The sequence below is a fragment of the Streptomyces sp. SID11385 genome (assembly GCF_010548245.1).
Taxonomy (GTDB): domain Bacteria; phylum Actinomycetota; class Actinomycetes; order Streptomycetales; family Streptomycetaceae; genus Streptomyces.
In genome coordinates this window covers 1-25,589 of sequence record NZ_JAAGLR010000459.1, presented here as the reverse complement: position 1 = coordinate 25,589, position 25,589 = coordinate 1, and the positions used below count along the sequence as shown (strand labels likewise).

Sequence of the window (25,589 nt, the reverse complement as noted above, 5' to 3'; positions counted from 1 at the left end):
CGACCCCGTCCCGCCCGGGTCCGCGGGAAGCCCGGCCCGTTGTCAGTGCCCGCCCGTAGGGTCGGCACGACCGGCCTCGCGCCACCCCGCCCCGTACGGACGGAGTTCCCGCATGACGCAGTCCCGCACCCCCGCGACCCCCGCGCCCGCCGACAGCCACGAGCTGATCCGGGTCGTCGGCGCGCGCGAGAACAACCTCAAGGACGTCAGCGTCGAGATCCCCAAGCGACGCCTGACGGTCTTCACGGGCGTCTCGGGCTCGGGCAAGAGCTCGCTCGTCTTCCACACCGTCGCCGCCGAGTCGCAACGGCTCATCAACGAGACGTACAGCGCCTTCGTCCAGGGCTTCATGCCCAACCGCGCCCGCCCGGACGTCGACGTGCTCGACGGACTGACCACCGCGATCGTCGTCGACCAGCAGCGCCTGGGCGGCGACCCGCGCTCCACGGTCGGCACCGCGACCGACGCCTACGCGTTGCTCCGCGTCCTCTACAGCCGCCTCGGCTCCCCGCACATCGGCGGCCCCGCCGCCTTCTCCTTCAACACGGCGACGGTCGAGGCGAGCGGCGCGCTCAAGGTCGGCAAGGAGCACGCCCGCGCCGAGAAGGTCACCTTCCACCGCACGGGCGGCATGTGCCCGCGCTGCGAGGGGCGGGGCACGGTCACGGACATGGACCTGACGCAGTTGTACGACGCCTCGAAGTCCCTCGCCGACGGCGCCCTCCTCGCCCCCGGCTACAAGGCCGGCGGGTGGAACGCCCGGTTGTACACGGAGTCGGGACTGTACGACGCGGGCAAACCGATCGCCGCGTTCACCGAGCGCGAGCTGCACGACTTCCTGTACCGCGAGCCGACCCGCATGAAGATCGCGGGCATCAACATGACGTACGAAGGTCTCGTGCCGCGGATCAGGAAGTCGATGCTCGCCAGGGACCGCGAGGCGATGCAGCCGCACATCCGCGCCTTCGTCGACCGCGCCGTCACCTTCACGACCTGCCCGGAGTGCGAGGGCACGAGGCTGAGCGAGGAGGCCAGGTCGGTGAAGATCGCCGGCAAGGGCATCGCCGAGCTGTCCGCGCTCCAGATCAGCGACCTCGCCCCCTGGCTCGCGAAGCTGGAGGAGCCCTCGGCGGCGCCGCTGCTCTCCGCGCTGCGGCAGGTGCTCGACTCCTTCGTGGAAATCGGTCTCGGCTACCTCAGCCTCGACCGCCCGGCGGGGACGCTCTCGGGCGGCGAGGCCCAGCGCGTCAAGATGGTGCGCCACCTCGGCTCCTCGCTCACCGACGTCACGTACGTTTTCGACGAGCCCACGGCCGGACTGCACCCGCACGACGTCCAGCGCATGAACGAACTGCTGCTCCGGCTGCGGGACAAGGGCAACACCGTCCTCGTCGTGGAGCACAAGCCGGAGACGATCGCCATCGCCGACCACGTCGTGGACCTCGGTCCGGGCGCGGGGACCGCGGGCGGCGAGATCGGCTTCGAGGGCACGGTCGAGGGACTGCGCGCCTCGGACACGACGACCGGCCGCCACCTCACCGACCGCACCCCGGTCAAGGAGAAGGTCCGGAAACCGAGCGGCACCCTGGCGATCCGCGGCGCCCGCACGCACAACCTGCGCAACGTGGACGTCGACGTCCCGCTCGGTGTGCTCACGGTCGTGACGGGCGTCGCGGGCTCCGGCAAGAGTTCCCTCGTGCACGACTCGCTGCCACCGGGTACGGACGCCGTCACCGTCGACCAGAGCCCCATCAAGGGCTCGCGGCGCAGCAACCCCGCCACGTACACGGGGCTGCTCGACCCGGTGCGCAAGGCGTTCGCGAAGGCCAACGACGTCTCGCCCGCCCTCTTCTCCGCCAACTCCGAGGGCGCCTGCCCGCACTGCAAGGGCGCGGGCGTCGTCTACAGCGATCTCGGGATCATGGCGGGCGTCGCCGTGACGTGCGAGGTGTGCGAGGGAAAGCGGTACGCGCCGGAGGTCCTTGCCCACCGGCTCGGCGGCCGCGACATCAGCGAGGTCCTCGGCATGACCGTCGACGAGGCCGCCGCCTTCTTCGGCGAGGGCGAGGCCCGTACCCCCGCCGCGCACCGCGTCCTGACCCGCCTCGCCGAGGTCGGCCTCGGCTACCTCCGCCTCGGCCAGCCCCTCACCACGCTCTCCGGCGGCGAACGCCAGCGCCTCAAGCTCGCCACCCACCTCGGCGCGAAGAAGGCCCCCGCCCTCTACGTCCTGGACGAGCCGACCACGGGCCTCCACCTCGCGGACGTCACCCAGCTCCTCACCCTCCTCGACCACCTGGTCGACAGCGGCACCTCACTGATCGTCGTCGAACACCACCAGGCCGTCATGGCCCACGCGGACTGGCTCATCGACCTCGGCCCGGGAGCGGGCCACGACGGAGGCGAGGTCGTCTTCGAGGGCACGCCGAAGGAGCTGGTATCGAAGGGGAAGACGCTGACGGCGGAGCACTTGCGGAGGTACGTATCGCAATGAGGCCGAAATCCAGCCCCTCCGCCGATTGAGGAGCGGGGCCCACCAACCCAACCCCTCCGCCGACTGAGGAGCGGGGCCCACCAACCCAACCCCTCCGCCGACTGAGGAGCGGGGCCCACCAGCCCAGCCCCTCCGGCGCCTTAGGAGCGGGTCCACCACCCCAGCCCCTCCGGCGTTTGAGGAGCGGGGTCCGGGGCGGAGCCCCGAGTCTTTCCCCGGCGGGGCCTGGGGCAGAGCCCCAGCATCCGCCGCCCCCCGGGCAGGATTTGCATAACCATACGCCTACGCGCATACTCTCCCTATGTCCAAGGTCCTCACCTCCCTGCCCGCCGGCGAGCGCGTCGGCATCGCCTTCTCCGGCGGTCTCGACACTTCCGTCGCCGTCGCCTGGATGCGCGACAAGGGCGCCGTCCCCTGCACGTACACCGCCGACATCGGCCAGTACGACGAGCCGGACATCGCCTCGGTCCCGGGCCGTGCCAAGACGTACGGGGCCGAGGTGGCCCGTCTCGTCGACTGCCGCGCGGCCCTCGTCGAGGAAGGACTCGCGGCCCTGTCCTGCGGCGCCTTCCACATCCGCTCCGGCGGTCGCGCGTACTTCAACACCACCCCCCTGGGCCGCGCCGTCACCGGCACGCTCCTCGTGCGGGCGATGCTGGAGGACGACGTCCAGATCTGGGGCGACGGCTCGACCTTCAAGGGCAACGACATCGAGCGCTTCTACCGGTACGGGCTGCTCGCCAACCCGCACCTGCGGATCTACAAGCCGTGGCTCGACGCCGACTTCGTGACCGAGCTGGGCGGTCGCAAGGAGATGTCGGAGTGGCTCGTCGCCCACGAGCTCCCGTACCGCGACAGCACCGAGAAGGCGTACTCGACGGACGCGAACATCTGGGGCGCGACCCACGAGGCGAAGACGCTGGAGCACCTGGACACCGGCGTCGAGACGGTCGACCCGATCATGGGCGTGCGCTTCTGGGACCCCGAGGTGGACATCCTTCCTGAGGACGTCACGGTCCGCTTCGACCAGGGCCGCCCGGTGGCGATCAACGGCAAAGAGTTCGCCACCGCGGTCGACCTCGTCATGGAGGCGAACGCGATCGGCGGCCGGCACGGCCTCGGCATGTCCGACCAGATCGAGAACCGCATCATCGAGGCGAAGAGCCGCGGCATCTACGAGGCCCCCGGCATGGCCCTCCTGCACGCCGCCTACGAGCGCCTCGTCAACGCGATCCACAACGAGGACACCCTCGCCCAGTACCACAACGAGGGCCGCCGCCTCGGCCGCCTCATGTACGAGGGCCGCTGGCTGGACCCGCAGGCGCTCATGGTCCGCGAGTCGCTCCAGCGCTGGGTCGGCGCCGCCGTCACCGGCGAGGTGACGCTGCGGCTGCGGCGCGGCGAGGACTACTCGATCCTCGACACGACGGGCCCCGCCTTCAGCTACCACCCGGACAAGCTCTCCATGGAGCGCACCGAGGACGCCGCCTTCGGCCCCGTCGACCGCATCGGCCAGCTCACCATGCGCAACCTCGACATCGCCGACTCGCGCGCCAAGCTGGAGCAGTACGCGGGCCTCGGCCTCATCGGCTCCGGCGAGGGCAAGCCCGCGCTCGGCGCCGCCCAGGCCGCGGCGACCGGCCTCATCGGTCAGCTTCCCGAGGGCGGCGCCGAGGCGATCGCCGCACGCGGCGAGACCACGGCGGCGAACGGCGACGAGGAGATGCTGGACCGCGCGGCGATGGAGTTCGGCACCGACTGAACCACCGGCTGAACCACTGGCTGAACCATCGGCCGAACGCCCGTCATGGGCACGGGAGTACGGAGGGGCCCGGCGCGCCACGCGCGCCGGGCCCCTCCGCGTACGCCGCGCCCGCCCCCGTATCGCGGCGTCGCCGCCCATCAGCCCGTCGGCAGCCAGTCCACCCGGCCCGCGAGCAGCGCGAAGCCGACGAAGGCGCCGATGTCCAGGAAGGAGTGCGCCACGACGAGCGGCCCCACCCGCCCCCACCTGCGGTACAGGAGCACGAAGAGCACCCCCATCGCGAGGTTCCCGAAGAAGCCGCCGATGCCCTGGTACAGGTGGTACGAGCCGCGCAGCACCGAACTGGCGAGCAGGGCCGCCATCGGGCTCCACCCCAACTGCCCCAGCCTGCGCAGCAGATAGCCCACGACGATGACCTCTTCGAGCACGGCGTTCTGCACCGCCGAGAGCACCAGCACGGGGTACTTCCACCACACGGCGGGCAGCGCCTCGGGCACCACCGTGAGGTTGAAGCCGAGGCCGCGCGCCCCCAGGTAGAAGGCGATGCCCACACTGCCGACCACCGCCGCGACCACGGCGCCGCGCCCCAGGTCGGTCCAGGGCCTGCGCAGATCGAAGCCGAGGTCCCGGCCACCCGCCCGCTCCCGCGCCAGCAGGTGCAGCACGAGCGCCACCGGGACGAGGGCGCTCGCGATCCCGAAGAGCTGCCATGCCAGATCCAGCCACGGACGCCCGGGCGCGGCCGAGGCGTTCATCGTGGCCGCCTGGTCCTTGAGACCCCCGGGCCGGGTCACCGAGCCGATGAAGCTGATCAGCGCCGAAACGCCACTCGCGCCGAGCGAGAGCGCGAGGACGAGCAGCGTCTCGTTACGGAAAATTCGTCTCGCGGACCCTTCGTCGGGAAAAGTTCCGGCCACCAGGCCCTCCTCAACGGGCACAGCTGCCTCCAGTCGACCGATCCTGCCTCATCCTCATCATCGCCCGGCTAGGGTGCCGACCGAGCCCCAGGGCTCGCACGCACATCCGGGGTTCGCGCCGGCGCTCCACCCCCGCCGCCGCCCGAACCCGTCCGGCGTCTCGCCGGGCCGCCTTCAGGGGACCACGAGTCCCTGTGGGATCACGGGGTCCCGCGCGGCCGGGCGACCGCCCCCGTTCCACCGCACGAGTCAGCACGCGCACGACGGAGACAGCACGTGTGGCGCCGGCGGGCCCGCCACGGCCGCCGCGCCTGAGAGCGAGAAGGAAAGAAGGGCACCACCGGTATGGGACGTCACAAGGCGGCCGAGGAGGAGTACGGCACCCGCAGCAGACCGAGGAGCCGCGGCCGGGGCAGAACGGTCGCACTGGCCACGGTCCTCGTCGTGGCGGTCGTCGCCGGAACGGGCATCGCGGTACGGAGCGGCCTGATACCCCTCGTGGGGAACTGCGCGGACGACGCGGTAGACCTGAAGGTCAGCGCCTCCCCCGACATCGCCCCCGCGCTGCGGGAGGCGGCCCACTACGCCAAGGAGCACAAGGTCACCTCGGACGGGAACTGCCTGGACGTCCAGGTGGCCGCCGAGGACTCCTCGAAGGTCGCCGAGCGTCTCAGGGACGGCAAGGACCCCGGTTTCCAGGCCTGGGTGCCCGACGCGAGCATGTGGGTCGACCAGGCGAACTCGGGCGGCAACTCCTCACGGGTCTCGCCGACCGGCGCCATCGCCTCGACCCCCGTCGCCGTCGGGATGACCGGGAAGGCCGCGAAGAGCCTGGGCTGGCCGAAGAAGACGTACTCGTGGGCGCAGCTCGCCGCCGCCGGTTCGCAAGGGGACTCCCTGCGGCTCGGCAGCGCCGACCCCGCCCGCAGCGCCACCGGTCTCCTCGCCCTCACCGAAGTCGCCGGCCAGGCCGGGAAGGCCAAGGGCGGCAGCGCGCAGGTGGCCGCCGCGGCGAAGATCCTCGCCGAACGCACCGTCGACAGCGATTCGCAGTTGCTCGACACGCTCGCCCGCGACGACTCCGGCGCCGAGTCGGGCAATCCGAAGCGCAACGACGCCCTGATCCTCACGGAGCAGCGCGCGTACACCCGCAACGAGGAAAGCGACGGCGCTCTCGACCTCTTCTACCCCGAGGGCGGTTCCCCCGCCCTCGACTACCCCTACGTCGTCCCGGACAACACCGAGCTGAGCACGGAACAGAGCCGGGCCGCCGTCCGCTTCATGACCTTTCTCAAGGAGAGCCGGGGGCAACGCCTGCTGCGCGCGGCCGGCTTCCGGCCGGAGGACGGGAAGGCCGATCAGGGGGTCGCCGAGGCGGCCGGGGCCCGCGAGCCGCAGCCGTACACCGCGCCGACGGCCGAGCCGCCCTCGGCGAAGGCCCTCCAGGAGACGCGCGGGATGTGGACCATCACCGTGCAGAGCGCGCGGCTGCTCGTCGTGGTGGACGCCTCGCCCTCGATGGCCGAGCCGGTGCCAGGGCGGGGGCAGAGCAGGATGGACGTGACCAAGGCGTCGCTCCTCCAGGCCCTCGCCCAGTTCACGCCCGCCGACGACATCGGTCTGTGGGAGTTCTCGACCCGGCTCGACGGGAATCGCGACTACCGCGAACTGGTCCCCACCGACCGGCTCGGCGCCCGCAAGGGCGAGGGCGCCACCCAACGCGACAAGCTCACCGCCGCCTTCGGCTCGCTCCAGCCGCAGGCCGGCGGCGCGACGGGGCTCTACGACACGACGCTCGCCGCGTACCGGCAGGCGAGCGAGAACTACGCGCCGGACAAGTTCAACGCGGTCGTCCTGCTCACGGACGGCACCAACGAGGACCCCGGCTCGCTCACCCGCGGTGGCCTCCTCACCAAGCTCAGGGAACTCACCGACCCCGCCCACCCGCTCCCCGTCGTGGGCATCGCCGTCGGCCCCGAGGCGGTCGGGGACGACGTGAAGGCGATCGGCTCGGCCACCGGGGGCTCCGGCTTCAAGGTCGACGACCCGGCCCAGATCCACGAGGTCATCAACAACGCGATCGTGGAGGCGGGCGGCAAACAGCAGCGCTGACCCGGCGCCGGCACCTTCCCCGCCCCGCCCTGTGGCCTGCCCCCGCTGGGGCAGGCCACAGGGCGGGGCGGGCCGGGGGTGGACGCGGAGGGAAACCCGGCCCGGGCCCGCCCTTCGCACGAAGGCCCCCTCAGCCCCGTACCCCCCACAGGTGCACCGGCTCGTCCGCCCGGCTCAACTCGGCGTACCGCCGCGTCATCGCGGCCAGCGCCTCCCCCCGTTCCCGGCCCCGCTCCCGGCCCGCCCGGTACGCCGCCACCTGCCACGAGGCCCCGTTCACCCGCCGCCGGCAGCGCTCCTCGATCACCCCGAGATACAGGTCCCTGTCCGCCGGATCGACCCCCCAGGCGTCCAGCCCCTGCGCCGCGAGCGGCAGCAGTTCCTCGCGCACCAGCGTGACCGCGTCCACTTCGGTGAGCCCGCCGCGCCCCCGCCGGGGCCAGCGCAGCCGCGCGTCGATCCCGTGGCGGCAGGCCTCGGCGAAGTTGCGCTCCGCCTCGGCGAACGGCAGCCGCGTCCACACCGGCCGGCTCTGCACGGCGAGCGTGCGGACGAGACCGTAGTAGAAGGCCGCGTTGGCGACGACATCGGTGACGGTGGGCCCGGCGGGCAGGACCCGGTTCTCGACACGCAGGTGCGGTACGCCGTCGGCGACGCCGTAGACGGGCCGGTTCCACCGGTACACCGTGCCGTTGTGGAGGCAGAGTTCGCCGAGCCCGGGCACCCCTCCCCCGTCGATGACCTTTCCCGGGTCCTCGTCGTCGAAGATCGGGAGCAGCGCGGGGAAGTAGCGCAAGTTCTCCTCGAAGAGTTCGAGCGGCCCGTCGATCCACCGCTCCCCGAACCAGGTACGCGGTCGCACGCCCTGCGCGACGAGTTCGGGCGGCCGGGTGTCGGTGGCCTGCTCGAAGAGCGGCACGCGCGACTCGCTCCACAGCTCGCGCCCGAAGACGAAGGGCGCGTTGGCCCCCACCGCGATCTGCACCGCCGTCACCGCCTGCGCCGCGTTCCACACCCCCGCGAACCGCTCCGGCGTCACTTGCAGATGCAACTGCACGGAGGTGCAGGCGGCCTCCGGCATGATCGACCCGGTGGTGCACGAGAGGTGCTCGGTACCCTCAATGTCGAGGCTGAAGTCCTCGCCGCGCGCGTTGACGATCTGCTCGTTGAGCAGGGTGTACCGGTCGACGGCGGAGAAATTCGCCTCCACCAGGTGTTCCTGTCCGAGCGTCGGGAGAATACCGATCATCAATACGCCCGCGTCCCGCTGCGCGGCCTGCCGGTGCGCGTAGGCGAGACCCGTGCGGAGTTCTTCGGCGAGCTGGTCGAGCACCCGGCCCCCGAGGCGGTGCGGGGCGATATTGACCTCAAGATTGAACATTCCCAGCTCGGTCTGGAAATCCCGGCTCGCGATGCGTTCGAGCACCTCCCCGTTGACCATTCGGGGAAGACCGTCGGGGCCCGCGAGATTGAGTTCGATCTCCAGGCCCATGAGGTTCTTCGGGCGGTCGAAGCGCCCTTCCCGCAGAAGTCGCTCCAGACCGTCCAGACACTGCCGCAACTTCGCCCGGTAGCGTCGGCGGTCGGACAGGTCGAATATGCCCGCCACGACCTTCTCCCCCATCGAAGTGTCCCCTCCTGGATGGGCGGCCGGGTGCTCCGGCCACGAGGTCCACGGTGGATGATGCCCCGGCCCGCTGATCCGTAACGCCCCGCGGACGGCTCATTGCGGATAGGCTGTCCGCCGCCGCGCACGGCACATTCCAAGGGCATGGCAAGGCAAAGCGAGGCGCGCAGCAGGATTCACGGAACTTTTCCTCCCGCCGATCTCCCGCCGATCTCCCAGTGATCTCCCGGCGGTCCTGGTGAATATCGCCGACGGCTACCGGACGACCACGCCAAGGGCACATGCCGAGGTCACTGGCGCGGTACCCGGGAAATCAATGGTGAAACCTTCACGGAAAAGACCGGATAGTGACTTGCCCGCAATAAGCGCGACAGCTAGCGGAAACCCCGCGCGAACACGCATCGTATAAACTCTGCGCACGAGGTGGAGAGTTGGCGCTTGCGCGCCGGGAGTCGAGAGCATCCTCCGTGGCGCGCGAGCGGACAGAGCCGTCGTACCACCGCCCGCTCCACCAGCCTGTCGCACGAGAGAGGCTCCCGCCCATGCCCTTGCACCTTCCGCCTGCCCCCGCGGCCGGCCTGCGCAGCGTCCGCACCGCCCTGGCATCGCCGACCGCCGTCCACGAGGCCCCCACCCCCGCGCTGCGCACCGCACGCGGCCCGCTCATCGCCGAGCCGGGCCTTCCGGTGCACGTCCTGGACCCCACCGCCCCCCGCTCGGCGGGGCGCACCCGCCTGAATTCCTGGCGCTTCACCGTTCGCAACGGCGATCGCCCGCTCGCGGTCGGCGAGGCACGGCTCACGGCGGACGGCTGGACCTTCTCGCACTTCTTCGAGGGCCCGTACGTCAACGCCGCCGACCGGGCCATGCACGAGGCGGACGCCCTGAACACGCCGTACCAGGCACGGCTGCTCTCCGTCCCCGCCCTCTACATGCTCATGCTGTGGCTGCACACCGACGTCGCCGACATGTCGGCGGAGAGCGCGCTCGGCGAGCAGGACCTGCTGGTACCGCTCGCCCCGGCCCCGCCCGGCTTCACCGCGTACCTGCCGCTGCGCGCAGCCCAGTTCCTGCCCGTACTCGAACGGAGGCTGGCACCTCCGGCGTCCCCCGCCGGGCTGCTCGACAGCCTCGCCTGACGGCAGCCCCACCCCCGTAGTCCCAGCGGACTAGAGCGAACCACCCGAACGGGCAAGGCCGTTCAGTGAACCGCCCGCACGGGTGAAGCGTCCCTGTCCGAAGAGGCCCGCTCCCGCGAAATCCCTGCGGAAGCGGCCTCCCAGGGGAAGACTTGCGACCAGCAACCGATACGGGGGATGCGGTCATGACCATCGAGGAACCCGCCGGCCTCACCAGCCGGCCGAGCCCCACGAGCCAGCGAGAGACCCGAACCATGTGCCAGCACCAGCCACCCTGCCCCACCGCCCTCTCCGCCGACCGGGACGCCGCACTGCCGGTCGCCCATCACCCGGAGCAGGGCTGGAGCCTGCTGTGCAACGGGGTCCTGCTCTTCGAGGACACCGGCGAACTCCTCCCCGACGGCAGCGTCATCGCCCCGCACCGCCCGACGGCGGGCACGGTGACGACCGCGGCCTGAGCCACCCGGGCGGAACGGCGCAACGGCGCGGGGCCGGTACGGAGAGACGATCTCCGTACCGGCCCCGCGTTTCCCATGGGGGGAGTCGAGCACCCTCGGCGGCAGCCCAACCTCGGCCGCGGCCCCGCCCAGCCCCCGCCGGCAGCCTCGCTCAGTCCTCGTAGGCGTCCAGCGGCGGGCAGGAGCACACGAGGTTGCGGTCGCCGAAGGCCTGGTCGATGCGGCGCACCGGCGGCCAGTACTTCGTCGTCGGGTCGACGTGGCCGGGGAAGACCGCCTCGGCCCGCTCGTAGGCGTGCTCCCAGTCCCCCGCGAGCGCCCGCGCGGTGTGCGGAGCGTTGTGCAGCGGGTTGTCCTCGGCGGGCCACGTACCGGCCGCGACCTTGTCGATCTCGGCGCGGATCGCGATCATCGCCTCGCAGAAACGGTCCAGCTCGGCAAGGTTCTCGCTCTCGGTCGGCTCGATCATGAGCGTCCCCGCGACCGGGAAGGACATCGTCGGGGCATGGAAGCCGTAGTCGATGAGGCGCTTCGCGATGTCGTCGACGGTGACGCCCGTGGTCTTCGTCAGCTCGCGCAGGTCCACGATGCACTCGTGCGCGACGAGCCCGGCGGGACCGGTGTAGAGCACGGGGAAGTGCGGCTCCAGGCGCTTGGCGATGTAGTTCGCCGACAGCACGGCGACCTGCGTGGCCTCCTTGAGCCCCTCGCCGCCCATGAGCCGCACGTACGCCCACGAGATCGGCAGGATGCCGGCCGAGCCCCAGGGAGCGGCCGAGACCGGGCCCACGCCCGTCTCCGGACCGGCGGCCGGCTGGAGCGGGTGGTTGGGCAGGTACGGGGCAAGGTGCTCACGGACGCCGATCGGGCCGACGCCCGGGCCACCGCCGCCGTGCGGGATGCAGAAGGTCTTGTGCAGGTTGAGGTGCGAGACGTCGCCGCCGAAGTGCCCGGGCCGCGCGAGGCCGACGAGGGCGTTGAGGTTGGCGCCGTCGATGTACACCTGGCCGCCGGCCTCGTGCACGGCCGCGCAGACGTCGGCCACGTGCTCCTCGAAGACGCCGTGCGTCGAGGGGTACGTGATCATGAGCACGGCCAGCTCGTCGCGGTGCTTGTCGATCTTGGCGTGCAGGTCGTCGAGGTCCACCTCGCCGTTCTCGGCGGTCTTCACGACGACGACCTTCATCCCGGCCATGACGGCGGAGGCGGCGTTGGTGCCGTGCGCCGACGAGGGGATGAGGCAGACGGTACGTGCCGTGTCGCCGTTCGCGCGGTGGTAGCCGCGCACCGCGAGCAGCCCGGCCAGCTCGCCCTGCGAACCGGCGTTCGGCTGGAGCGAGACCTTGTCGTACCCGGTGACCTCGGCCAGCCGCTCCTCCAGCTCGCGGATCAGCTCCAGGTACCCCTGCGCCTGCGAGACCGGCACGAAGGGGTGCAGCGAGCCGAACTCGGGCCAGGTGACCGGCTCCATCTCGGTCGTCGCGTTGAGCTTCATCGTGCAGGAGCCGAGCGGGATCATGCCCCGGTCCAGGGCGTAGTCCTTGTCGGAGAGCGAGCGCAGGTAGCGCAGCATCGCCGTCTCGGAGCGGTGCGCGTGGAAGACCGGGTGGGTCAGGTACGTGCTCGTGCGGCGCAGCGCCTCGGGGAGCGCGTCGCCCGTCGAGGCGTCGAGCGCCTCGATGTCGGCCGTGACGCCGAAGGCGGCCCAGACGGCGGCGAGGCGGGCGCGGTCGGTGGTCTCGTCGCAGGCGAGCGAGAGCGTGTCCGCGTCCACGCGGTGGAGGTTGACGCCCTGCTCGCGGGCGGCGGCGAGGATCGCGTCGGCGCGCCCCGGGACGGTCACGGTGAGGGTGTCGAAGTACTCGCCGTGGGCGACGGCGACGCCCCCGGCGCGCAGCCCGGCGGCGAGCAGGCTCGCGTAACGGTGGGTCCGCTCGGCGATCGCGCGCAGCCCCTCGGGGCCGTGGTAGACCGCGTACATCCCGGCCATGACCGCGAGGAGGACCTGCGCGGTGCAGATGTTGCTCGTCGCCTTCTCACGGCGGATGTGCTGCTCGCGGGTCTGGAGGGCGAGGCGGTACGCCTTGTCGCCGTCCGCGTCGACGGAGACGCCGACGAGGCGGCCCGGCAGGCTGCGCGCGTGCGCCTCGCGGACGGCCATGTAGCCGGCGTGCGGGCCGCCGAAGCCCATCGGGACGCCGAAGCGCTGCGTCGTGCCGACGGCGATGTCCGCGCCCAGCTCGCCGGGCGAGGTGAGCAGGGTGAGGGCGAGCAGGTCGGCGGCGACGGTGACGACGGCGTTGACGGCGTGCGCCTGCTCGATGACGGGGCGCAGGTCCCGTACGGCCCCGGAGGCGCCCGGGTACTGGAGGAGGACGCCCGTGACGCCGCCCTCCGCGTACTCGGCGGGCAGGCCCTGCGACAGGTCGGCGACGACGACCTCGACACCCGTCGGCTCCGCGCGGGTGCGCAGCACGGCGACGGTCTGCGGGAAGGTGTCGGCGTCGACGAGGTAGACGCCCTTCTTGACCTTGCCGACGCGCCGCGAGAGCGCCATCGCCTCGGCGGCGGCGGTGCCCTCGTCGAGCAGCGAGGCGCCCGAGGTGGGCAGTCCGGTGAGGTCGGCGACCATCGTCTGGAAGTTGAGCAGCGCCTCCAGGCGGCCCTGCGAGATCTCCGGCTGGTACGGGGTGTACGCGGTGTACCAGGCCGGGTTCTCCATGACGTTGCGCAGGATGACCGGCGGCGTGAAGGTGCCGTAGTAGCCGAGGCCGATCATGGAGTCCAGGACCTCGTTGCGCCGGGCGAGGGCGCGCAGTTCGGCCAGGACCTCGGCCTCGGTGCGCGCGGCGGGGAGCTGGAGCGCCTCGGCGGAGCGGATCACCTCGGGCACGGCGGCGGCGGTGAGTTCGTCGAGCGAGCCGAAGCCGACCTGAGCGAGCATCTTCGCCCGCGCCTCGGCGTCGGGCCCGATGTGGCGCCGGGCGAAGGGCGTGCCCTCTTCCAGCCGGGTCAGCGGGGTGCGGTGGACGGTCATCTGCGGGGGCCTCCTGGTCGGCGCGACCTGCACCGGATACCACCTGCGGGTACCCGGACGGCCTCCCCCTCTGTCATCCGGACCTGAGAGCTTCACCTTCACGGGCGCACGCGCCCGTGAAGGCTTTCACCGTCGGTGAGGACCGTCGCCCCGCACAGCCGCCGGACGCGTCCTGCTTTCCAGAGTGACCTCGCCCGCGCGGTACAGGGGCCTGAGAGATTCCGGGGAGGATTTGCTCCTTCGGCGTCCCCGGGTCTCGCGTTCCGGGGCACTCTCCCGCACAGGGTCAGCAGCCACTGGCCAGCGTACCAGCGGCGCGCCGGGCGGGTCAGGGGCGGCGGGGCGCCGAGTGGCCGCCGGGGCGGAAGTGCCTTTACGTAGGAGTACGAGCCCTACGGCCCCGCAGCGCGGGCGCCGACACCAGGAGGTGCCGTGGAGAGCGACATCGACCCGCACGCCCTGATCGGTCGCAAGGCGGTGGACCGCGAGGGTGCCAGGATCGGCACCGTGGACGAGGTCTACCTCGACGACGCCACCGGAATCCCGGAGTGGGCGGCGATACGCACCGGCCTCTTCAGCCGGGACGCCTTCGTCCCCCTGGAGCCGAGCCAGCTCGTCGCGGGCGTCCTGCGCGTCCCCTTCGCGCGCGCCCTCGTCAAGGACGCGCCCGACTTCGGCGTCGGCCGTCACCTCTCCCCGCAGCAGGAGCTACGGCTCTACCGTCACTACGGCCTCGACGCGAGCCCCCCGGAACCCCATGAGGACGTCGAGTTCGGGCGCATCGCGGGCCGCGAGGACGCCTGAGCGCCCCCTGCCCGAGGATTCCCAACCGCATCCCCGCCTACCGCGCCCGCGCCTCGTTCTGATCCGTCCCCCGCACCAGCGGGAGCGGTTCCCCCGCGCTCAGGTCCGGATCGTCGACGGCGAAGGTCCGTACACGTCCGGGGCGCTCGTCGTACGGCGTCTCGAAGCGCACCGTGACCCGCCCCAGCCCGCTGCCCTGCACCCATCCCGGTCCGTGCTCCCCGTGCACGACGTCCTGGCCCGGGCGCCACTGGGGCACGGGCGGTGCGGACGGTACGGGCACGGGTGCCGCCACCAGGACGGGTTCCGGGGCCCGGGCGAGGGGCTCCTCGCCCGCCGTCGTCCGCGCGAACAGCACCTCCTGCGTGAAATCGGCGAGCCCGGAGACCCCGACCCCGAGCAGCCGCACCCCGCCCGTGGTGTCCACGAGCTCCAGGAGCCGCGCCGCCGCCTCGCGCACCACGGCCGGGTCGTCCGTGGGCGCGCGCAGCGTCTCGGAGCGCGTCAGCGTCGAGAAGTCGTACCGCCGCACCTTGAGCACCACGGTCCGCCCCGAGCGCCCGCTCGCCCGCAGCCGCCCCACACAGCGGTCGGCGAGGGCGGCGACCTCGGCCCGTACCCGTACCCGGTCGTGGATGTCCAGGTCGTAGGTGTCCTCGACCGAGACCGACTTGCCCTCGCGCTCGGCGACGACCGGCCGCTCGTCGCGCGCGAGCGACATCGCGTACACCCCCGCGCCGTGCGCCTTCCCGAGCAGCCGTACGAGTTCGTCCTCGCCCGCCTCCGCGATCTCCCCGATCGTGCTGATCCCGGCCCGGCGCAGGTGGTCCCCGGTGGCGGGGCCGACGCCGGGCAGCACTCGCACGGAGAGCGGCGCGAGCAGGGCGCGTTCGGTGCCCGGCTCGATCAGCACGAGGCCGTCCGGCTTGGCCCGCTCGGAGCCGATCTTCGCGAGCATCTTCGACGCGGCGAGGCCCACCGAGCCCGTCAGCCCCGTCCGCGCCTTGATGTCGGCCCGCAGCCGCTCCCCCACCGCGCGCGCCGTCTCCGCGTCGAAGGCCGCGCCCCCCGCCTCCAGATCGACGAACGCCTCGTCGAGACTGAGCGGTTCCACGAGCGGCGAGAGCGCCCCGAGCAGTTCCATCACCTGCTCGCTCACGCTCCGGTAGAGCGTGAAGCGCGGGAAGAGGTAAGCGGCGTTCGGCGCGAGGCGGCGCGCCTGCGCCGTCGGCATCGCCGAGTGCACCCCGAAGGCGCGTGCCTCGTAGGAGGCCGTGGAGACGACTCCGCGCGGGCCGAGCCCCCCGACGACGACCGCTTTCCCGCGCAGGCTCGGCTTCGCCGCCTGCTCGGCGGCGGCGAAGAAGGCATCCATGTCCAGATGCAGCACGGTCGGGGCACGTCTCACACCCCCATGCTCGCGCACCCCACTGACAACGCCCGGTACGGACGGCCGGGACGGGACTCGCGTCCGGCGCACCCCGCACACACGGGAAAGGCGGGCGGCCACCCGGCCACCCGCCTCCGCTCCGCGAGGTCCCGCGAGGTCCCGGGCCTCACACCGCCCGGTTGCGCCGCCGCGCCGCGAGTTCGTCCCCGACGGCCTCGCCGCCCCCGACGACGGTCTCCCCCGCGTCGATCCGCTCACCGTGCAGCTGGGCGAGCGCCGCCTCGACGTCACGCTGCACGACGCCCACGGCGATGCCGAAGATCCCCTGGCCGCCCTGGAGCAGTTCGACGACCTCCTCGGACGACGTGCACTCGTAGACCGTCGCCCCGTCGCTCATGAGGGTCATCCCCTCCAGGTCCTTGGGGTCGCGGTGGCGCAGGTGCTGCACGGTGCCGCGGATGTTCTGGAGCGCGACCCCGGTGTCCAGGAAGCGCCGCACGATCTTCAGGACCACGACGTCGTGGAAGCTGTAGAGCCGCTGGGTCCCGGAGCCCTGCGCGGCACGCACGCTCGGCTCCACGAGCCCGGTACGCGCCCAGTAGTCGAGCTGGCGGTACGTGATGCCCGCCGCCACACACGCCGTCGGCCCCCGGTACCCCACCGCGGGCGCGGCCACGATCGCCTGCGGTCCCTGCGCACCCCCACGCAGCGGCAGGGGAGCCTCGCCGTTCGGGCGTAGTCCGGGAACGCCCCCCACCCTGCTGTCGCCGCTGCTTCTCACGCCGACCTCCGTCCTCGACCTGGCACATGACGGTAGGCAGTCACCAGGGGTGCGTCAACGATCGCCACGCTGGGCACGCCGGGTGATATTCCCCCGGAGAGTGGTTTACCGCGCAGTGTGTGGGGGTAAGGCTAGCCGAATGCCCGCCCGTCCCCCGGTTCTCCACGGGAGTCGGGGGCCCGGAGCGGGCTTCACTGGCTATTGGTCCCGAAGTCCTCGGGAGAGATCTGGTCGAGGAACTCGCGGAACTTCTCCACCTCGTCCTCCTGCTCGTCGGGGATCGCGATCCCCGCGCTGTCGAGCAGTTCCTCCGCACCGTAGATCGGCGAGCCGGTGCGCAGCGCGAGCGCTATGGCGTCGGAGGGACGGGCGCTGACCTCGATACCACTGGCGAAGACGAGTTCCGCGTGGAAGATGCCGTCCTTGAGGCCGGTGATGCGGACCTCGGTCAGCTCCTGGCCGACGGCTTCGAGCACGTTCTTGAAGAGGTCGTGCGTCAGCGGCCTGGCAGGGGTCATCCCCTGCTGGGCGAAGGCGATGGCCGTCGCCTCGCCGGCACCGATCCAGATGGGAAGGTACCGGTCGCCTCCCACTTCTCGCAGGAGCACGATCGGCTGGTTGGAGGGCATTTCGACCCGGACACCTACGACGTCGAGCTCATTCACACACCAACCCTAGGTCGTCCCCGGCCGGTTTGGGTAGTCGGGGGCGTACGAGCAGGGAGGCACGGGGCCGAAAGGCGCAGCGGTCCCGTAAGGAAACTCTCGCGCGAACCGGTACGGACCGGGCACGCACGCCTGCCGAAGCGGCTTCGCCCGGGCCCGCAGGCGCCGGACCCGCCGCGCACGGAACGGCATGTGCCCGGCCGGGCCTCGCTCGGGACGGTGCGTGCCGGCCCGGTCGCGCTCAGGACCGTACGTCGAGGGCCAGCTCGACCAGCGCGGTGTGCAGCCCCGTCGCGAGATCGGCCAGCTCGCGGGTGCGCTCCTCCGCCTGCGCGCGCGTCTGCGGGTTGCGGTGGCGCACGAGCGGGGCGACGACCTGCTCGACAAGTCCCGCCTCGCGGTCGGCGGCGGCCTTGGTCGCCCGCAGGTGCCTCGGCTCGATCCCGTGCCGCCCCAGCTTCGAGACGAGCCGGGCGACGCGCACGAGGCGGGCGTCGTAGTACCCGTCGGGGAGCGGGGTGACCAGCCCGTACGACTCCCAGGCGGCCAGTTCCGCCTCGTCCACGCCCGCCGCGGCCAGCAGCTCGGCGCGGCCGAGACGGCTCACGGTCACCTCGTCGCGCGGCGGCGGGCCGCTCTGCCGCCCGACGAGCGGTGCCGCCGGGCGCTCACCGCGCTCGACGGCGTCCAGGTACTCACGGATCGCCTTGAGCGGAAGGTAGTGGTCGCGCTGCATCCGCAGGACGTGGCCGAGGCGCTCCACGTCCCGCGGGGTGAACTTCCGGTACCCGGAAGGAGTGCGCTGGGGCTCGATGAGCCCCTCCGACTCCAGAAAGCGGATCTTGGAGATGGTGACCTCGGGGAACTCCTCGCGGAGGATGTTCAGCACGGCCCCGATACTCACCGAACGGGTCCGCTCGGCGGTGGTGCCCACCGGGCGGGTCCGCTCGGCGGCGGTGCCGTCAAGGCCGGCACCGCCCCTCGCTCTGTCCACCATGGCCCCTGCTCTCGCGGGTCAGAGTGCCTGCTGGCTCGCGTAGAAGACCAGCCGGTACTTGCCGATCTGCACCTCGTCGCCATTGGCGAGCACGACCGAGTCGATGCGCTCGCGATTGACGTAGGTGCCGTTGAGACTGCCGACATCGGCGACCGTGAAGGTGCCGTCGGCCTCCCGCCGGAACTCCACGTGCCGCCGGGAGACGGTCACGTCGTCGAGGAAGATGTCGCTCTGCGGGTGACGGCCCGCCGTGGTCAGCTCCCCGTCGAGCAGGAAGCGGCTGCCCGAATTGGGGCCGCGCCGCACGATCAGGAGCGCCGAGCCGAGCGGCAGGGCGTCCACGGCCGCCTGGGCCTCCGGGGAGAGCGCGGGCAGCGCCGTCTGTCCGGTGGCCTCGGGGTCGTACGCCTCAAGACCCGAGATGGAGATCGTCGACGTGGTCTCCGAGGCACGCTCGGGCACCGCGCCCGGGCGCAGCGGAGCCCCGCAGTTGGAGCAGAAGCGGCCGGTCTGTGGGTTCTGATGACCGCACCTGCTACACACCAGAAAGCCCATGGACGAGTCCTCCTGACCCTGCTGTCCCGCGGGAGCGTTCGACGCATACGAGTCGCGGGCGAACCCTCCACCCGAACTTGAGGTTGACGGTTCCCCGAAACCTATGCGGCCCGCGGTGGCCGGGTCAACAGCCGACGCGCCCGGACCACCCTGCGTACCACCAGCCGGACCAGCAACTTCGTCACGGAACAGCGGGCGCTCCCCCTCCTCGCCGGGACGGGCGCGGTGCCGCGCGGCGGCACCGTCCTCGCGCTTGTTCCTGCCGAACAACTTCGAAAAAAAACTCACGGGCGATTCCCCTTGACCGAAACAGACCCGCCCGTGGGGCAGGACGAACCCTCATTGCTCTCACTGACTGTCCGGGACATCTCCACGAGGCCCACGACCACCGGACAGTTTTCCCTACGCGCCCCTCTGACGGCGCGTCGACCCCCCGCTTCCTCCTGCCCTCGCGCGCCAATCGTCATGCCCTTCGCCTCACCGCGAGGACGACTGAGCGTAATCGGGCGTCTTCGCGGGCCGCAAGGCGTCCACGACGATCTTCTTCTCCTCCTGCACCACTACCGTGGCCTGCTCCTTCTCCAGAGTCTGCACGACCCCGCCCGGGATGCTGAGCGCGGGCGTCAGGTCCTGCGACTTGCCGATGACCTTGAACCGGAACGGGGCTTCGACCTTGTGCCCGTCGATCCGCACGCTCTTGCCCTCATCGGTCAGATACGTGCTCGCGACGACCCGGACGTCACCGATCTGGATCGCCTCCGCCCCCGCCGCGCGCAACTCCTGGATGGTGTCGAGGAGCATGTCGGCCTTGACCCGGTGCTTCGGGTCCTCGACCGTCACCGTGATCCCGGGCCCCTGCGCGGCGACCGTGCCGGCCAGGATGCCGAGCTGGCGTTCCTTCTCCACGGTCTGTTTCCGTGCCTCCTCCGCCTGGTCCGAGCTGTTCTCCAGCTCCGTGCGCTGGCTCTCCAGACTCTGCTTCTCGTCTTCCAGACGCTGAGTACGGTCATCCAGTTCATCGAGAATACGAACAAGATCTTCCTGACGTGCCCCGCGCAACGCACTGCTGTCGTTGTGCGAGCGCACCTGGATGGCGAGACCGAGGCCGAGGACGAAGAGCAGCAGCGCGACGGTGAGCTGCGCGCGAGTCACGCGCGGCGGCCACAGGCCCTTGACGAGCCGCTGACGGCCCGTCAGCCCGGCACCCGCCCCCGCGGGCGCGCGGGGCGGTTCCGGGGCCGTCTCGGCACGCTGCTCCGCCGTCCGCTTCCCGTCTTCTTCGCCGGTCTGTGCCCGCGGCTGTTCCTCGGGCAGCTCGCCGGGGCGTTCCCGGGGCGGTTGGTCGGCCCGTTCCCGGGGCGGTTCGCCGGGTCGCTCGTCGGGCGTTTCGCTCATGGTGCGCTCACGCCCTGAAGACGTGTCGGCGGATCGCTGCCGCGTTGGAGAAGATGCGGATGCCGAGCACGACGACGACTCCCGTGGACAACTGGGCGCCGACACCGAGCTTGTCGCCGAGGAAGACGATGAGCGCGGCGACGACGACATTGGAGAGGAAGGAGACGACGAAGACCTTGTCGTCGAATATGCCGTCGAGCATCGCGCGCAGGCCGCCGAAGACGGCGTCGAGCGCCGCGACGACGGCGATGGGCAGATAAGGCTCGACGACGGCGGGCACCTCGGGACGGACGAAGAGTCCCACCACCACCCCGACGACGAGGCCCAGTACGGCGATCACGATGTGCCCTTCCCTGCTGGATTCGCTGTCTTCGACTGCGTCTTCGGCTGTGCTCCCGGCTGCTTCCCCGCCTCCGTGTCCGGCCGGGCGGAGCGCACCCGTACGGCCGGAGCCGCGGGGACCCGCAGGGAGTCCTCGGCGGAGAGCTTCACCCGGATGTCGTAGTCCTTGTGCAAGCGGTTCAGGTACTGGCCGTCCACGCTCCCCTGGAACCGGTCCTTCAGCCGCGGCCCGTCCCCGAGGGCGAGGACGGTGTACGGCGGCACGAGCGGTTTGTTGTCGACGAGCACGGCCTCCCCGGCGGCCCGGATCGCCGAGAGCGCGGTGAGACGCTGGCCGTTGACCGCGACGGCCTCGGCGCCCGACTCCCACAGGCCGTTGACGACGCGTTGCAGGTCGCGGTCCCGTACGCGTCCGATGTCGGAGAAGTCGGTGGTCTGCCGGGGCCCGTCGCCGGTGCTGCTCTGCGCGGAGGCCGCGTCGTCGACGACGAGCCTGATTCCGGGGCCCTGGGCCGCGCTCGCCCCGGAGAGCAGGCCGAGCAGCCGGACGCGGTCCGTGCCGTTGTCCTTGAGCGCCGCGTCCTGGCGCCGGCCGACCTCGTCGCGCAGGGACTCGACGTGTTTCTCCAGCCGGTCGGCCGCGTCGCTCTCATCGTTGATGCGGTCGATGAGTTCCTCGCGCTCCTTGGCGAGCACCGGAGCGCTCTCCCGGGCCTGCGAGGCTCCGACCGTCACGACGAGGGCGGCGAGGACGAGACCGAGGCCGAGCAGCAGCCGGCCGCGCAGCGTGCGCGGGAGCCCCGCGGCGCTTCCGGCCGCGCGTTTGCGGGCGGCGGCCTCGGCGTAGCCGTCGTCGAGGCTGTGATCCATGACGTTCGTCAGCAGCGACATGGAGGCGTCCGGGCGCCGGGAGGGGGCACCGCCTCGGGTGGGGGGCTGCTGCGACATGCCGCACATCGTCGCATGTCGGGGGCCGTTCCTCCGAATGGCCCCACCGGCGATGCGCCCGGGTGTCCTCTTTCACCCGCAAGAGTGAGTCTCCGCCCGCCCTGCCCGCTTCTTCACGAGGTGTCAGTACGTCGCGGAACGACGGCGGAGGCCGCACCACCCGGTACGCCTCGCGTCCGGGTGGTGCGGCCTCCGCCGGAACCGGGTCAGTGCCCGGCGCTGTCCACGACGCTCGCCCACTCGTCGAGCAGGGCCTGCGCCGACTCGTCGTCGGGGCCCTCGGCCCACAGGTGGGTGACCGCTTCCGCGGGGTCGGGGAGGACCATGACCCACCGTCCGTCGGACTCCACGACACGTACCCCGTCGGTCACGTCGACGGACCGTCCCGCGGCGGCTTCGACGACGGTCCGCATGACGAGGCCCTTGACCGCCCACGGGGTGGCCAGGTCGCGCTTGATGACGTGGGCCCGGGGGATGCGCGCGTCGATCTGGCTCAGGGTGAGCTGGGTGCGGGCGACGAGCCCGATGAGCCGTACGAAGGCGGCGGTGCCGTCGAAGACGCTGCTGAACTCGGGGATGATGAAGCCGCCCCGGCCGTCGCCGCCGAAGATCGTCCCGTCCTCGCGGCCCACGCGGGTGAGGTCGTCGGGCGAGGTCATCGTCCATTCGACCTGGGTGCCGTGGTAGGCGGCGACCTGTTCGGCGATACGGGTCGTCGTCACGGGGAGCGCGACGCGCCCGCTGCGGCGTTCGGCGGCGACGAGGTCGAGCATGACGAGCAGCGCACGGTCGTCCTCGACGATGCGGCCCTTCTCGTCGACGAGCGAGAGCCGCTCCCCCACCGGGTCGAAGCGCACCCCGAAGGCGGCCCCCGCGGAGGCCACGATCTCGCCGAGCCGGACCAGGCCGGCGCGCCGCGTGTCGGCGGTCTCGGTGGGCCTGGACTCGTCGAGCCCGGGGTTGATGGTGAGCGAGTCGACGCCGAGCTTGCCGAGCAGGCTGGGCAGCACGAGCCCGGCGCTGCCGTTGGAGGCGTCCACGACGACCTTGAGCCCGGATTCGCTGATGCCGGTGGTGTCGATGTTGCGGAGCAGCGAGCCCGTGTAGGAGTCGAAGACGCTGGAGGGGAAGTGCAGGTCGCCGATCTCGCCGGGGAAGGCCCTGCGGTACTCCTGGCGGGCGTAGACGCGGTCGAGCTTGCGCTGGCTGGCCTGCGAGAGGTCGGCGCCGTTCCCGTCGAAGAACATGATGTCGACGGAGTCGGGCACGCCCGGGGTCGTACGGATCATGAGGCCGCCCGCACTGCCCCGCGCGGTCTGCTGCCGGGCCACGGGCAGTGGCACGTTCTCCAGATCGCGTACGTCGATGGCGCTCGCCTGGAGCGCGGAGATCACGGCCCGCTTGAGGGCGCGGGCCCCTCGCGAGTGGTCGCGTGCCGTGGTGACCGTGGAGCCCTTCTTGAGCGTGGTGGCGTAGGCACCGGCGAGGCGGACGGCGAGTTCGGGGGTGATCTCGACGTTGAGGATGCCGGAGACGCCGCGGGCGCCGAAGAGGTGCGCCTGGCCGCGCGACTCCCAGATGACGGAGTTGTTGACGAAGGCGCCGGCCTCGATGGTCTTGAACGGGTAGACCCGCACATTGCCCTGGATGATCGATTCCTCGCCGACGAGGCACTCGTCGCCGATGACGGCGCCGTCCTCGATGCGGGCCGCGCGCATGATGTCGGTGTTCTTACCGATGACGCAGCCGCGCAGGTTGCTGTGCTCGCCGATGTAGACGTTGTCGTGGAGGACGGCCTTGTGGAGGAAGGCACCGCTCTTGACGACGACGTTGGAGCCCACGACGGTGTGTTCGCGCAGCTCGGCGCCGGCCTCGACCTTGGCGTAATCACCGACGTAGAGGGGCCCCCGCAGTACGGCGTCCGGGTGCACGTCGGCGCCTTCGGCGACCCAGACGCCGGGGGAGATCTCGAAGCCGTCGAGTTCGACGTCGACCTTGCCGTCGAGGACGTCGGCCTGGGCCTTGACGTAGCTCTCGTGGGTGCCGACGTCCTCCCAGTAGCCCTCGGCGATGTAGCCGTAGACGGGCTTGCCTTCCTTCATGAGCTGCGGGAAGACGTCACCGGACCAGTCGACAGAGGTGTCGGCCTCGACGTAGTCGAAGACCTCGGGCTCCATGACGTAGATGCCGGTGTTCACCGTGTCCGAGAAGACCTGTCCCCAGGTCGGCTTCTCCAGGAAGCGCTCGACCTTTCCCTCGTCGTCGACGATGGTGATGCCGAATTCGAGCGGATTGGGGACCCGGGTGAGGCAGACCGTGACGAGGGCGCCTTTTTCCTTGTGGAAATTGATGAGGTCGGTCAGGTCGAAGTCGGTGAGCGCGTCGCCGGAGATGACGAGAAAAGCGTCGTCCTTGAGCGCCTCTTCGGCGTTCTTCACACTCCCCGCTGTGCCGAGCGGCTTCTCCTCGTTGGCGTAACTCAGCTCCATCCCGAGGTCTTCGCCGTCGCCGAAGTAGTTCTTGACCAGCGAGGCCAGGAACTGCACGGTAACCACTGTCTCGGTGAGACCGTGCCGCTTGAGAAGCCGCAGCACGTGCTCCATGATCGGCCGGTTGGCGACCGGGAGCAGTGGTTTGGGCATGCTGGAGGTCATGGGGCGAAGCCGGGTGCCTTCACCACCGGCCATCACAACGGCCTTCATATCGGGAGTGTCCTCCTCGAAGAGACGGATCGAATACCAACGGGCCGCCTCTTCAGGAGAACGGCTTCAGTCGGCCGTGGCCGCCGCCTTGATGACCCGGCGGACCTGCACCACGTACAAGATTCCTGCCCACCAATACAGGGTTGTACCCCATCCTGCGAACGCCCATCCGAAAATCGCCGCCAGTGAAGCGAGCCATCCGCTTCCGTCACTGAGCAGCAGCAGCGGGAAGGCGTACATCAAGTTGAACGTAGCCGCCTTCCCGAGAAAGTTCACCTGGGGCGGCGGGAATCCGTGCTTGCGGAGGATCAGCACCATGACGCCCAGCAGCAGCTCACGGGCGAGGAGAACGCAGGTGACCCAGAGCGGGAGAATCTCGCGCCAGGTGAGACCGACCAGGGTGGACAGGATGTAGAGCCGGTCGGCGGCGGGGTCGAGGACCCGGCCGAGGCTGCTGATCTGGTTCCACCGGCGGGCGAGTTTTCCGTCGAGGTAGTCACTGATCCCGCTCAGCGCGAGTACGAGGAGTGCCCAGCCATCGCTCTGCGGCCCCCCGAACTCGGGGCGGAGGATCAGCCACAGAAAAAGCGGGACGCCGACAAGCCTCGCCGCGCTGAGGATGTTGGGAATGGTGAGTACCCGATCCGTCTGGACCGCGGTCTCCTGGACCTCCACCCGGGGGCCTCCTGAGGGGAACCGTCAACAGTGCAGCCCGACTTTACCGGGTGCCCCGGGCGCTACGGCGTGAGGGGTCCCGCTGACAGCGACGCGCCCCTGGAGCCGGCCTGGTCCTGAACGCGGAAAAGCCCCGCACCAAATGAATGGTGCGGGGCTTCCCCCACAAATATTGTTCGGCGGCGTCCTACTCTCCCACAAGGTCCCCCTTGCAGTACCATCGGCGCTACGCAGCTTAGCTTCCGGGTTCGGAATGTAACCGGGCGTTTCCCACGCGCTATGACCACCGAAACACTATAAAACCAGCAACCACCCCGCCACACCGCACATCAAATGCGGGGGCAGTGTGTGATTGTTCGTGGTTTCAGAACCAACACAGTGGACGCGAGCAACTGAGGACAAGCCCTCGGCCTATTAGTACCGGTCAACTCCACCCCTCACAGGGCTTCCATATCCGGCCTATCAACCCAGTCGTCTACTGGGAGCCTTACCCTCTCAAAGGAGGTGGGAACACTCATCTCGAAGCAGGCTTCCCGCTTAGATGCTTTCAGCGGTTATCCCTCCCGAACGTAGCCAACCAGCCATGCCCTTGGCAGAACAACTGGCACACCAGAGGTTCGTCCGTCCCGGTCCTCTCGTACTAGGGACAGCCCTTCTCAATATTCCTACGCGCACAGCGGATAGGGACCGAACTGTCTCACGACGTTCTAAACCCAGCTCGCGTACCGCTTTAATGGGCGAACAGCCCAACCCTTGGGACCGACTCCAGCCCCAGGATGCGACGAG

The 25,589-nt window shown here is 71.0% G+C and carries 19 protein-coding genes, 2 rRNA genes and 1 riboswitch; of the genes, 6 read left to right on the top strand and 15 right to left on the bottom strand.

The genetic code is table 11. The annotated features are described in order from the left end of the window. Positions 1–112: 112 nt before the first annotated feature. Both G3I42_RS14030 and argG read left to right on the top strand, forming a co-directional pair. Complete coding sequence (locus G3I42_RS14030) at positions 113–2,494, top strand: excinuclease ABC subunit UvrA (protein WP_164285880.1); 2,382 nt, start codon at positions 113–115, stop codon at positions 2,492–2,494. A gap of 301 nt (positions 2,495–2,795) precedes the next feature. Further along, the gene (argG, locus tag G3I42_RS14025) at positions 2,796–4,256 is read left to right on the top strand and encodes an argininosuccinate synthase (RefSeq protein WP_164285878.1); all 1,461 of its coding nucleotides are present in this window, start codon (positions 2,796–2,798) and stop codon (positions 4,254–4,256) included. 140 nt (positions 4,257–4,396) lie between these two features. On the opposite strand, the gene G3I42_RS14020 is transcribed toward argG, so the two are convergent. Next, a complete protein-coding gene (locus G3I42_RS14020; protein WP_164285876.1) occupies positions 4,397–5,197 on the bottom strand; it encodes a type II CAAX endopeptidase family protein in 801 nt (266 codons plus the stop codon). A gap of 324 nt (positions 5,198–5,521) precedes the next feature. Here G3I42_RS14020 and G3I42_RS14015 point away from each other — a divergent pair, with 324 nt between their 5' ends. After that, positions 5,522–7,288, top strand: coding sequence for a substrate-binding and VWA domain-containing protein (locus G3I42_RS14015; RefSeq protein WP_164285874.1), 1,767 nt, complete (start codon positions 5,522–5,524; stop codon positions 7,286–7,288). Positions 7,289–7,418: 130 nt separating this feature from the next. Here the strand turns inward: G3I42_RS14015 and G3I42_RS14010 are convergent, their stop codons facing one another. After that, positions 7,419–8,912 (bottom strand): glutamate--cysteine ligase, encoded by a 1,494-nt coding sequence (locus tag G3I42_RS14010; RefSeq protein WP_164285872.1) that lies wholly within the window; start codon positions 8,910–8,912, stop codon positions 7,419–7,421. Between the two features lie 545 nt (positions 8,913–9,457). Here G3I42_RS14010 and G3I42_RS14005 point away from each other — a divergent pair. Further along, positions 9,458–10,054, top strand: a complete 597-nt coding sequence (locus G3I42_RS14005; protein ID WP_164285870.1) for a hypothetical protein — start codon at positions 9,458–9,460, stop codon at positions 10,052–10,054. A 254-nt stretch (positions 10,055–10,308) separates the two neighbouring features. Next, entirely contained in the window at positions 10,309–10,512 is a 204-nt protein-coding gene (locus tag G3I42_RS14000) for a DUF5999 family protein (protein WP_031000226.1), read from the top strand. A gap of 151 nt (positions 10,513–10,663) precedes the next feature. Here G3I42_RS14000 and gcvP read toward each other — a convergent pair whose 3' ends face one another. Next, positions 10,664–13,549 (bottom strand): aminomethyl-transferring glycine dehydrogenase, encoded by a 2,886-nt coding sequence (gene gcvP, locus G3I42_RS13995; protein WP_164285868.1) that lies wholly within the window; start codon positions 13,547–13,549, stop codon positions 10,664–10,666. Between the two features lie 189 nt (positions 13,550–13,738). Beyond that, a riboswitch (glycine riboswitch) is annotated at positions 13,739–13,838 on the bottom strand. 143 nt (positions 13,839–13,981) lie between these two features. Between gcvP and G3I42_RS13990 the strand changes: the two genes are divergently transcribed. Beyond that, the gene (locus G3I42_RS13990) at positions 13,982–14,353 is read left to right on the top strand and encodes a PRC-barrel domain-containing protein (protein WP_164285866.1); all 372 of its coding nucleotides are present in this window, start codon (positions 13,982–13,984) and stop codon (positions 14,351–14,353) included. Positions 14,354–14,390: 37 nt separating this feature from the next. Here G3I42_RS13990 and G3I42_RS13985 read toward each other — a convergent pair whose 3' ends face one another. The 12 genes from G3I42_RS13985 to G3I42_RS13930 form a co-directional block, all read right to left on the bottom strand. Further along, the gene (locus tag G3I42_RS13985; protein WP_164285864.1) at positions 14,391–15,761 is read right to left on the bottom strand and encodes a DNA polymerase IV; all 1,371 of its coding nucleotides are present in this window, start codon (positions 15,759–15,761) and stop codon (positions 14,391–14,393) included. 148 nt (positions 15,762–15,909) lie between these two features. Then, on the bottom strand, positions 15,910–16,524 hold the full coding sequence (locus G3I42_RS13980; RefSeq protein ID WP_343244540.1) for a MerR family transcriptional regulator: 615 nt from the start codon (positions 16,522–16,524) through the stop codon (positions 15,910–15,912). A gap of 191 nt (positions 16,525–16,715) precedes the next feature. Continuing rightward, complete coding sequence (locus tag G3I42_RS13975; RefSeq protein WP_007829529.1) at positions 16,716–17,189, bottom strand: bifunctional nuclease family protein; 474 nt, start codon at positions 17,187–17,189, stop codon at positions 16,716–16,718. A gap of 241 nt (positions 17,190–17,430) precedes the next feature. Beyond that, positions 17,431–18,186: a MerR family transcriptional regulator gene (locus G3I42_RS13970; RefSeq protein ID WP_203606782.1), complete on the bottom strand. Its 756-nt coding sequence runs from the start codon at positions 18,184–18,186 to the stop codon at positions 17,431–17,433. Between the two features lie 18 nt (positions 18,187–18,204). Then, on the bottom strand, positions 18,205–19,071 hold the full coding sequence (locus G3I42_RS38420) for an FHA domain-containing protein (RefSeq protein WP_203606783.1): 867 nt from the start codon (positions 19,069–19,071) through the stop codon (positions 18,205–18,207). Between the two features lie 147 nt (positions 19,072–19,218). Then, complete coding sequence (locus G3I42_RS13960; RefSeq protein ID WP_164285860.1) at positions 19,219–20,136, bottom strand: DUF881 domain-containing protein; 918 nt, start codon at positions 20,134–20,136, stop codon at positions 19,219–19,221. 7 nt (positions 20,137–20,143) lie between these two features. Further along, a complete protein-coding gene (locus G3I42_RS13955) occupies positions 20,144–20,476 on the bottom strand; it encodes a small basic family protein (protein ID WP_008749169.1) in 333 nt (110 codons plus the stop codon). Next, positions 20,473–21,426: a DUF881 domain-containing protein gene (locus tag G3I42_RS13950; protein WP_164285858.1), complete on the bottom strand. Its 954-nt coding sequence runs from the start codon at positions 21,424–21,426 to the stop codon at positions 20,473–20,475. The genes G3I42_RS13955 and G3I42_RS13950 overlap by 4 nt, the downstream gene beginning before the upstream one ends. A gap of 206 nt (positions 21,427–21,632) precedes the next feature. Beyond that, positions 21,633–24,128: a mannose-1-phosphate guanyltransferase gene (locus G3I42_RS13945; RefSeq protein WP_164285857.1), complete on the bottom strand. Its 2,496-nt coding sequence runs from the start codon at positions 24,126–24,128 to the stop codon at positions 21,633–21,635. A 66-nt stretch (positions 24,129–24,194) separates the two neighbouring features. Continuing rightward, on the bottom strand, positions 24,195–24,803 hold the full coding sequence (locus G3I42_RS13940) for a CDP-alcohol phosphatidyltransferase family protein (protein WP_164285855.1): 609 nt from the start codon (positions 24,801–24,803) through the stop codon (positions 24,195–24,197). 174 nt (positions 24,804–24,977) lie between these two features. Then, a 5S ribosomal RNA gene (gene rrf / locus G3I42_RS13935) occupies positions 24,978–25,094 on the bottom strand. A 103-nt stretch (positions 25,095–25,197) separates the two neighbouring features. Further along, positions 25,198–25,589: ribosomal RNA gene (locus G3I42_RS13930) — 23S ribosomal RNA — on the bottom strand; the annotation flags it as partial.

Bases quoted from the DNA above. Each gene is read 5' to 3' on its own strand.
- G3I42_RS14030 (WP_164285880.1), top strand. From the start codon at position 113: ATGACGCAGTCCCGCACCCCCGCGACCCCCGCGCCCGCCGACAGCCAC.
- argG (WP_164285878.1), top strand. From the start codon at position 2,796: ATGTCCAAGGTCCTCACCTCCCTGCCCGCCGGCGAGCGCGTCGGCATC.
- G3I42_RS14015 (WP_164285874.1), top strand. From the start codon at position 5,522: ATGGGACGTCACAAGGCGGCCGAGGAGGAGTACGGCACCCGCAGCAGA.
- G3I42_RS14010 (WP_164285872.1), bottom strand. From the start codon at position 8,912: ATGGGGGAGAAGGTCGTGGCGGGCATATTCGACCTGTCCGACCGCCGA.
- G3I42_RS14005 (WP_164285870.1), top strand. From the start codon at position 9,458: ATGCCCTTGCACCTTCCGCCTGCCCCCGCGGCCGGCCTGCGCAGCGTC.
- G3I42_RS14000 (WP_031000226.1), top strand. From the start codon at position 10,309: ATGTGCCAGCACCAGCCACCCTGCCCCACCGCCCTCTCCGCCGACCGG.
- gcvP (WP_164285868.1), bottom strand. From the start codon at position 13,549: ATGACCGTCCACCGCACCCCGCTGACCCGGCTGGAAGAGGGCACGCCC.
- G3I42_RS13970 (WP_203606782.1), bottom strand. From the start codon at position 18,186: ATGGTGGACAGAGCGAGGGGCGGTGCCGGCCTTGACGGCACCGCCGCC.
- G3I42_RS13960 (WP_164285860.1), bottom strand. From the start codon at position 20,136: ATGAGCGAAACGCCCGACGAGCGACCCGGCGAACCGCCCCGGGAACGG.
- G3I42_RS13950 (WP_164285858.1), bottom strand. From the start codon at position 21,426: ATGTCGCAGCAGCCCCCCACCCGAGGCGGTGCCCCCTCCCGGCGCCCG.
- G3I42_RS13945 (WP_164285857.1), bottom strand. From the start codon at position 24,128: ATGAAGGCCGTTGTGATGGCCGGTGGTGAAGGCACCCGGCTTCGCCCC.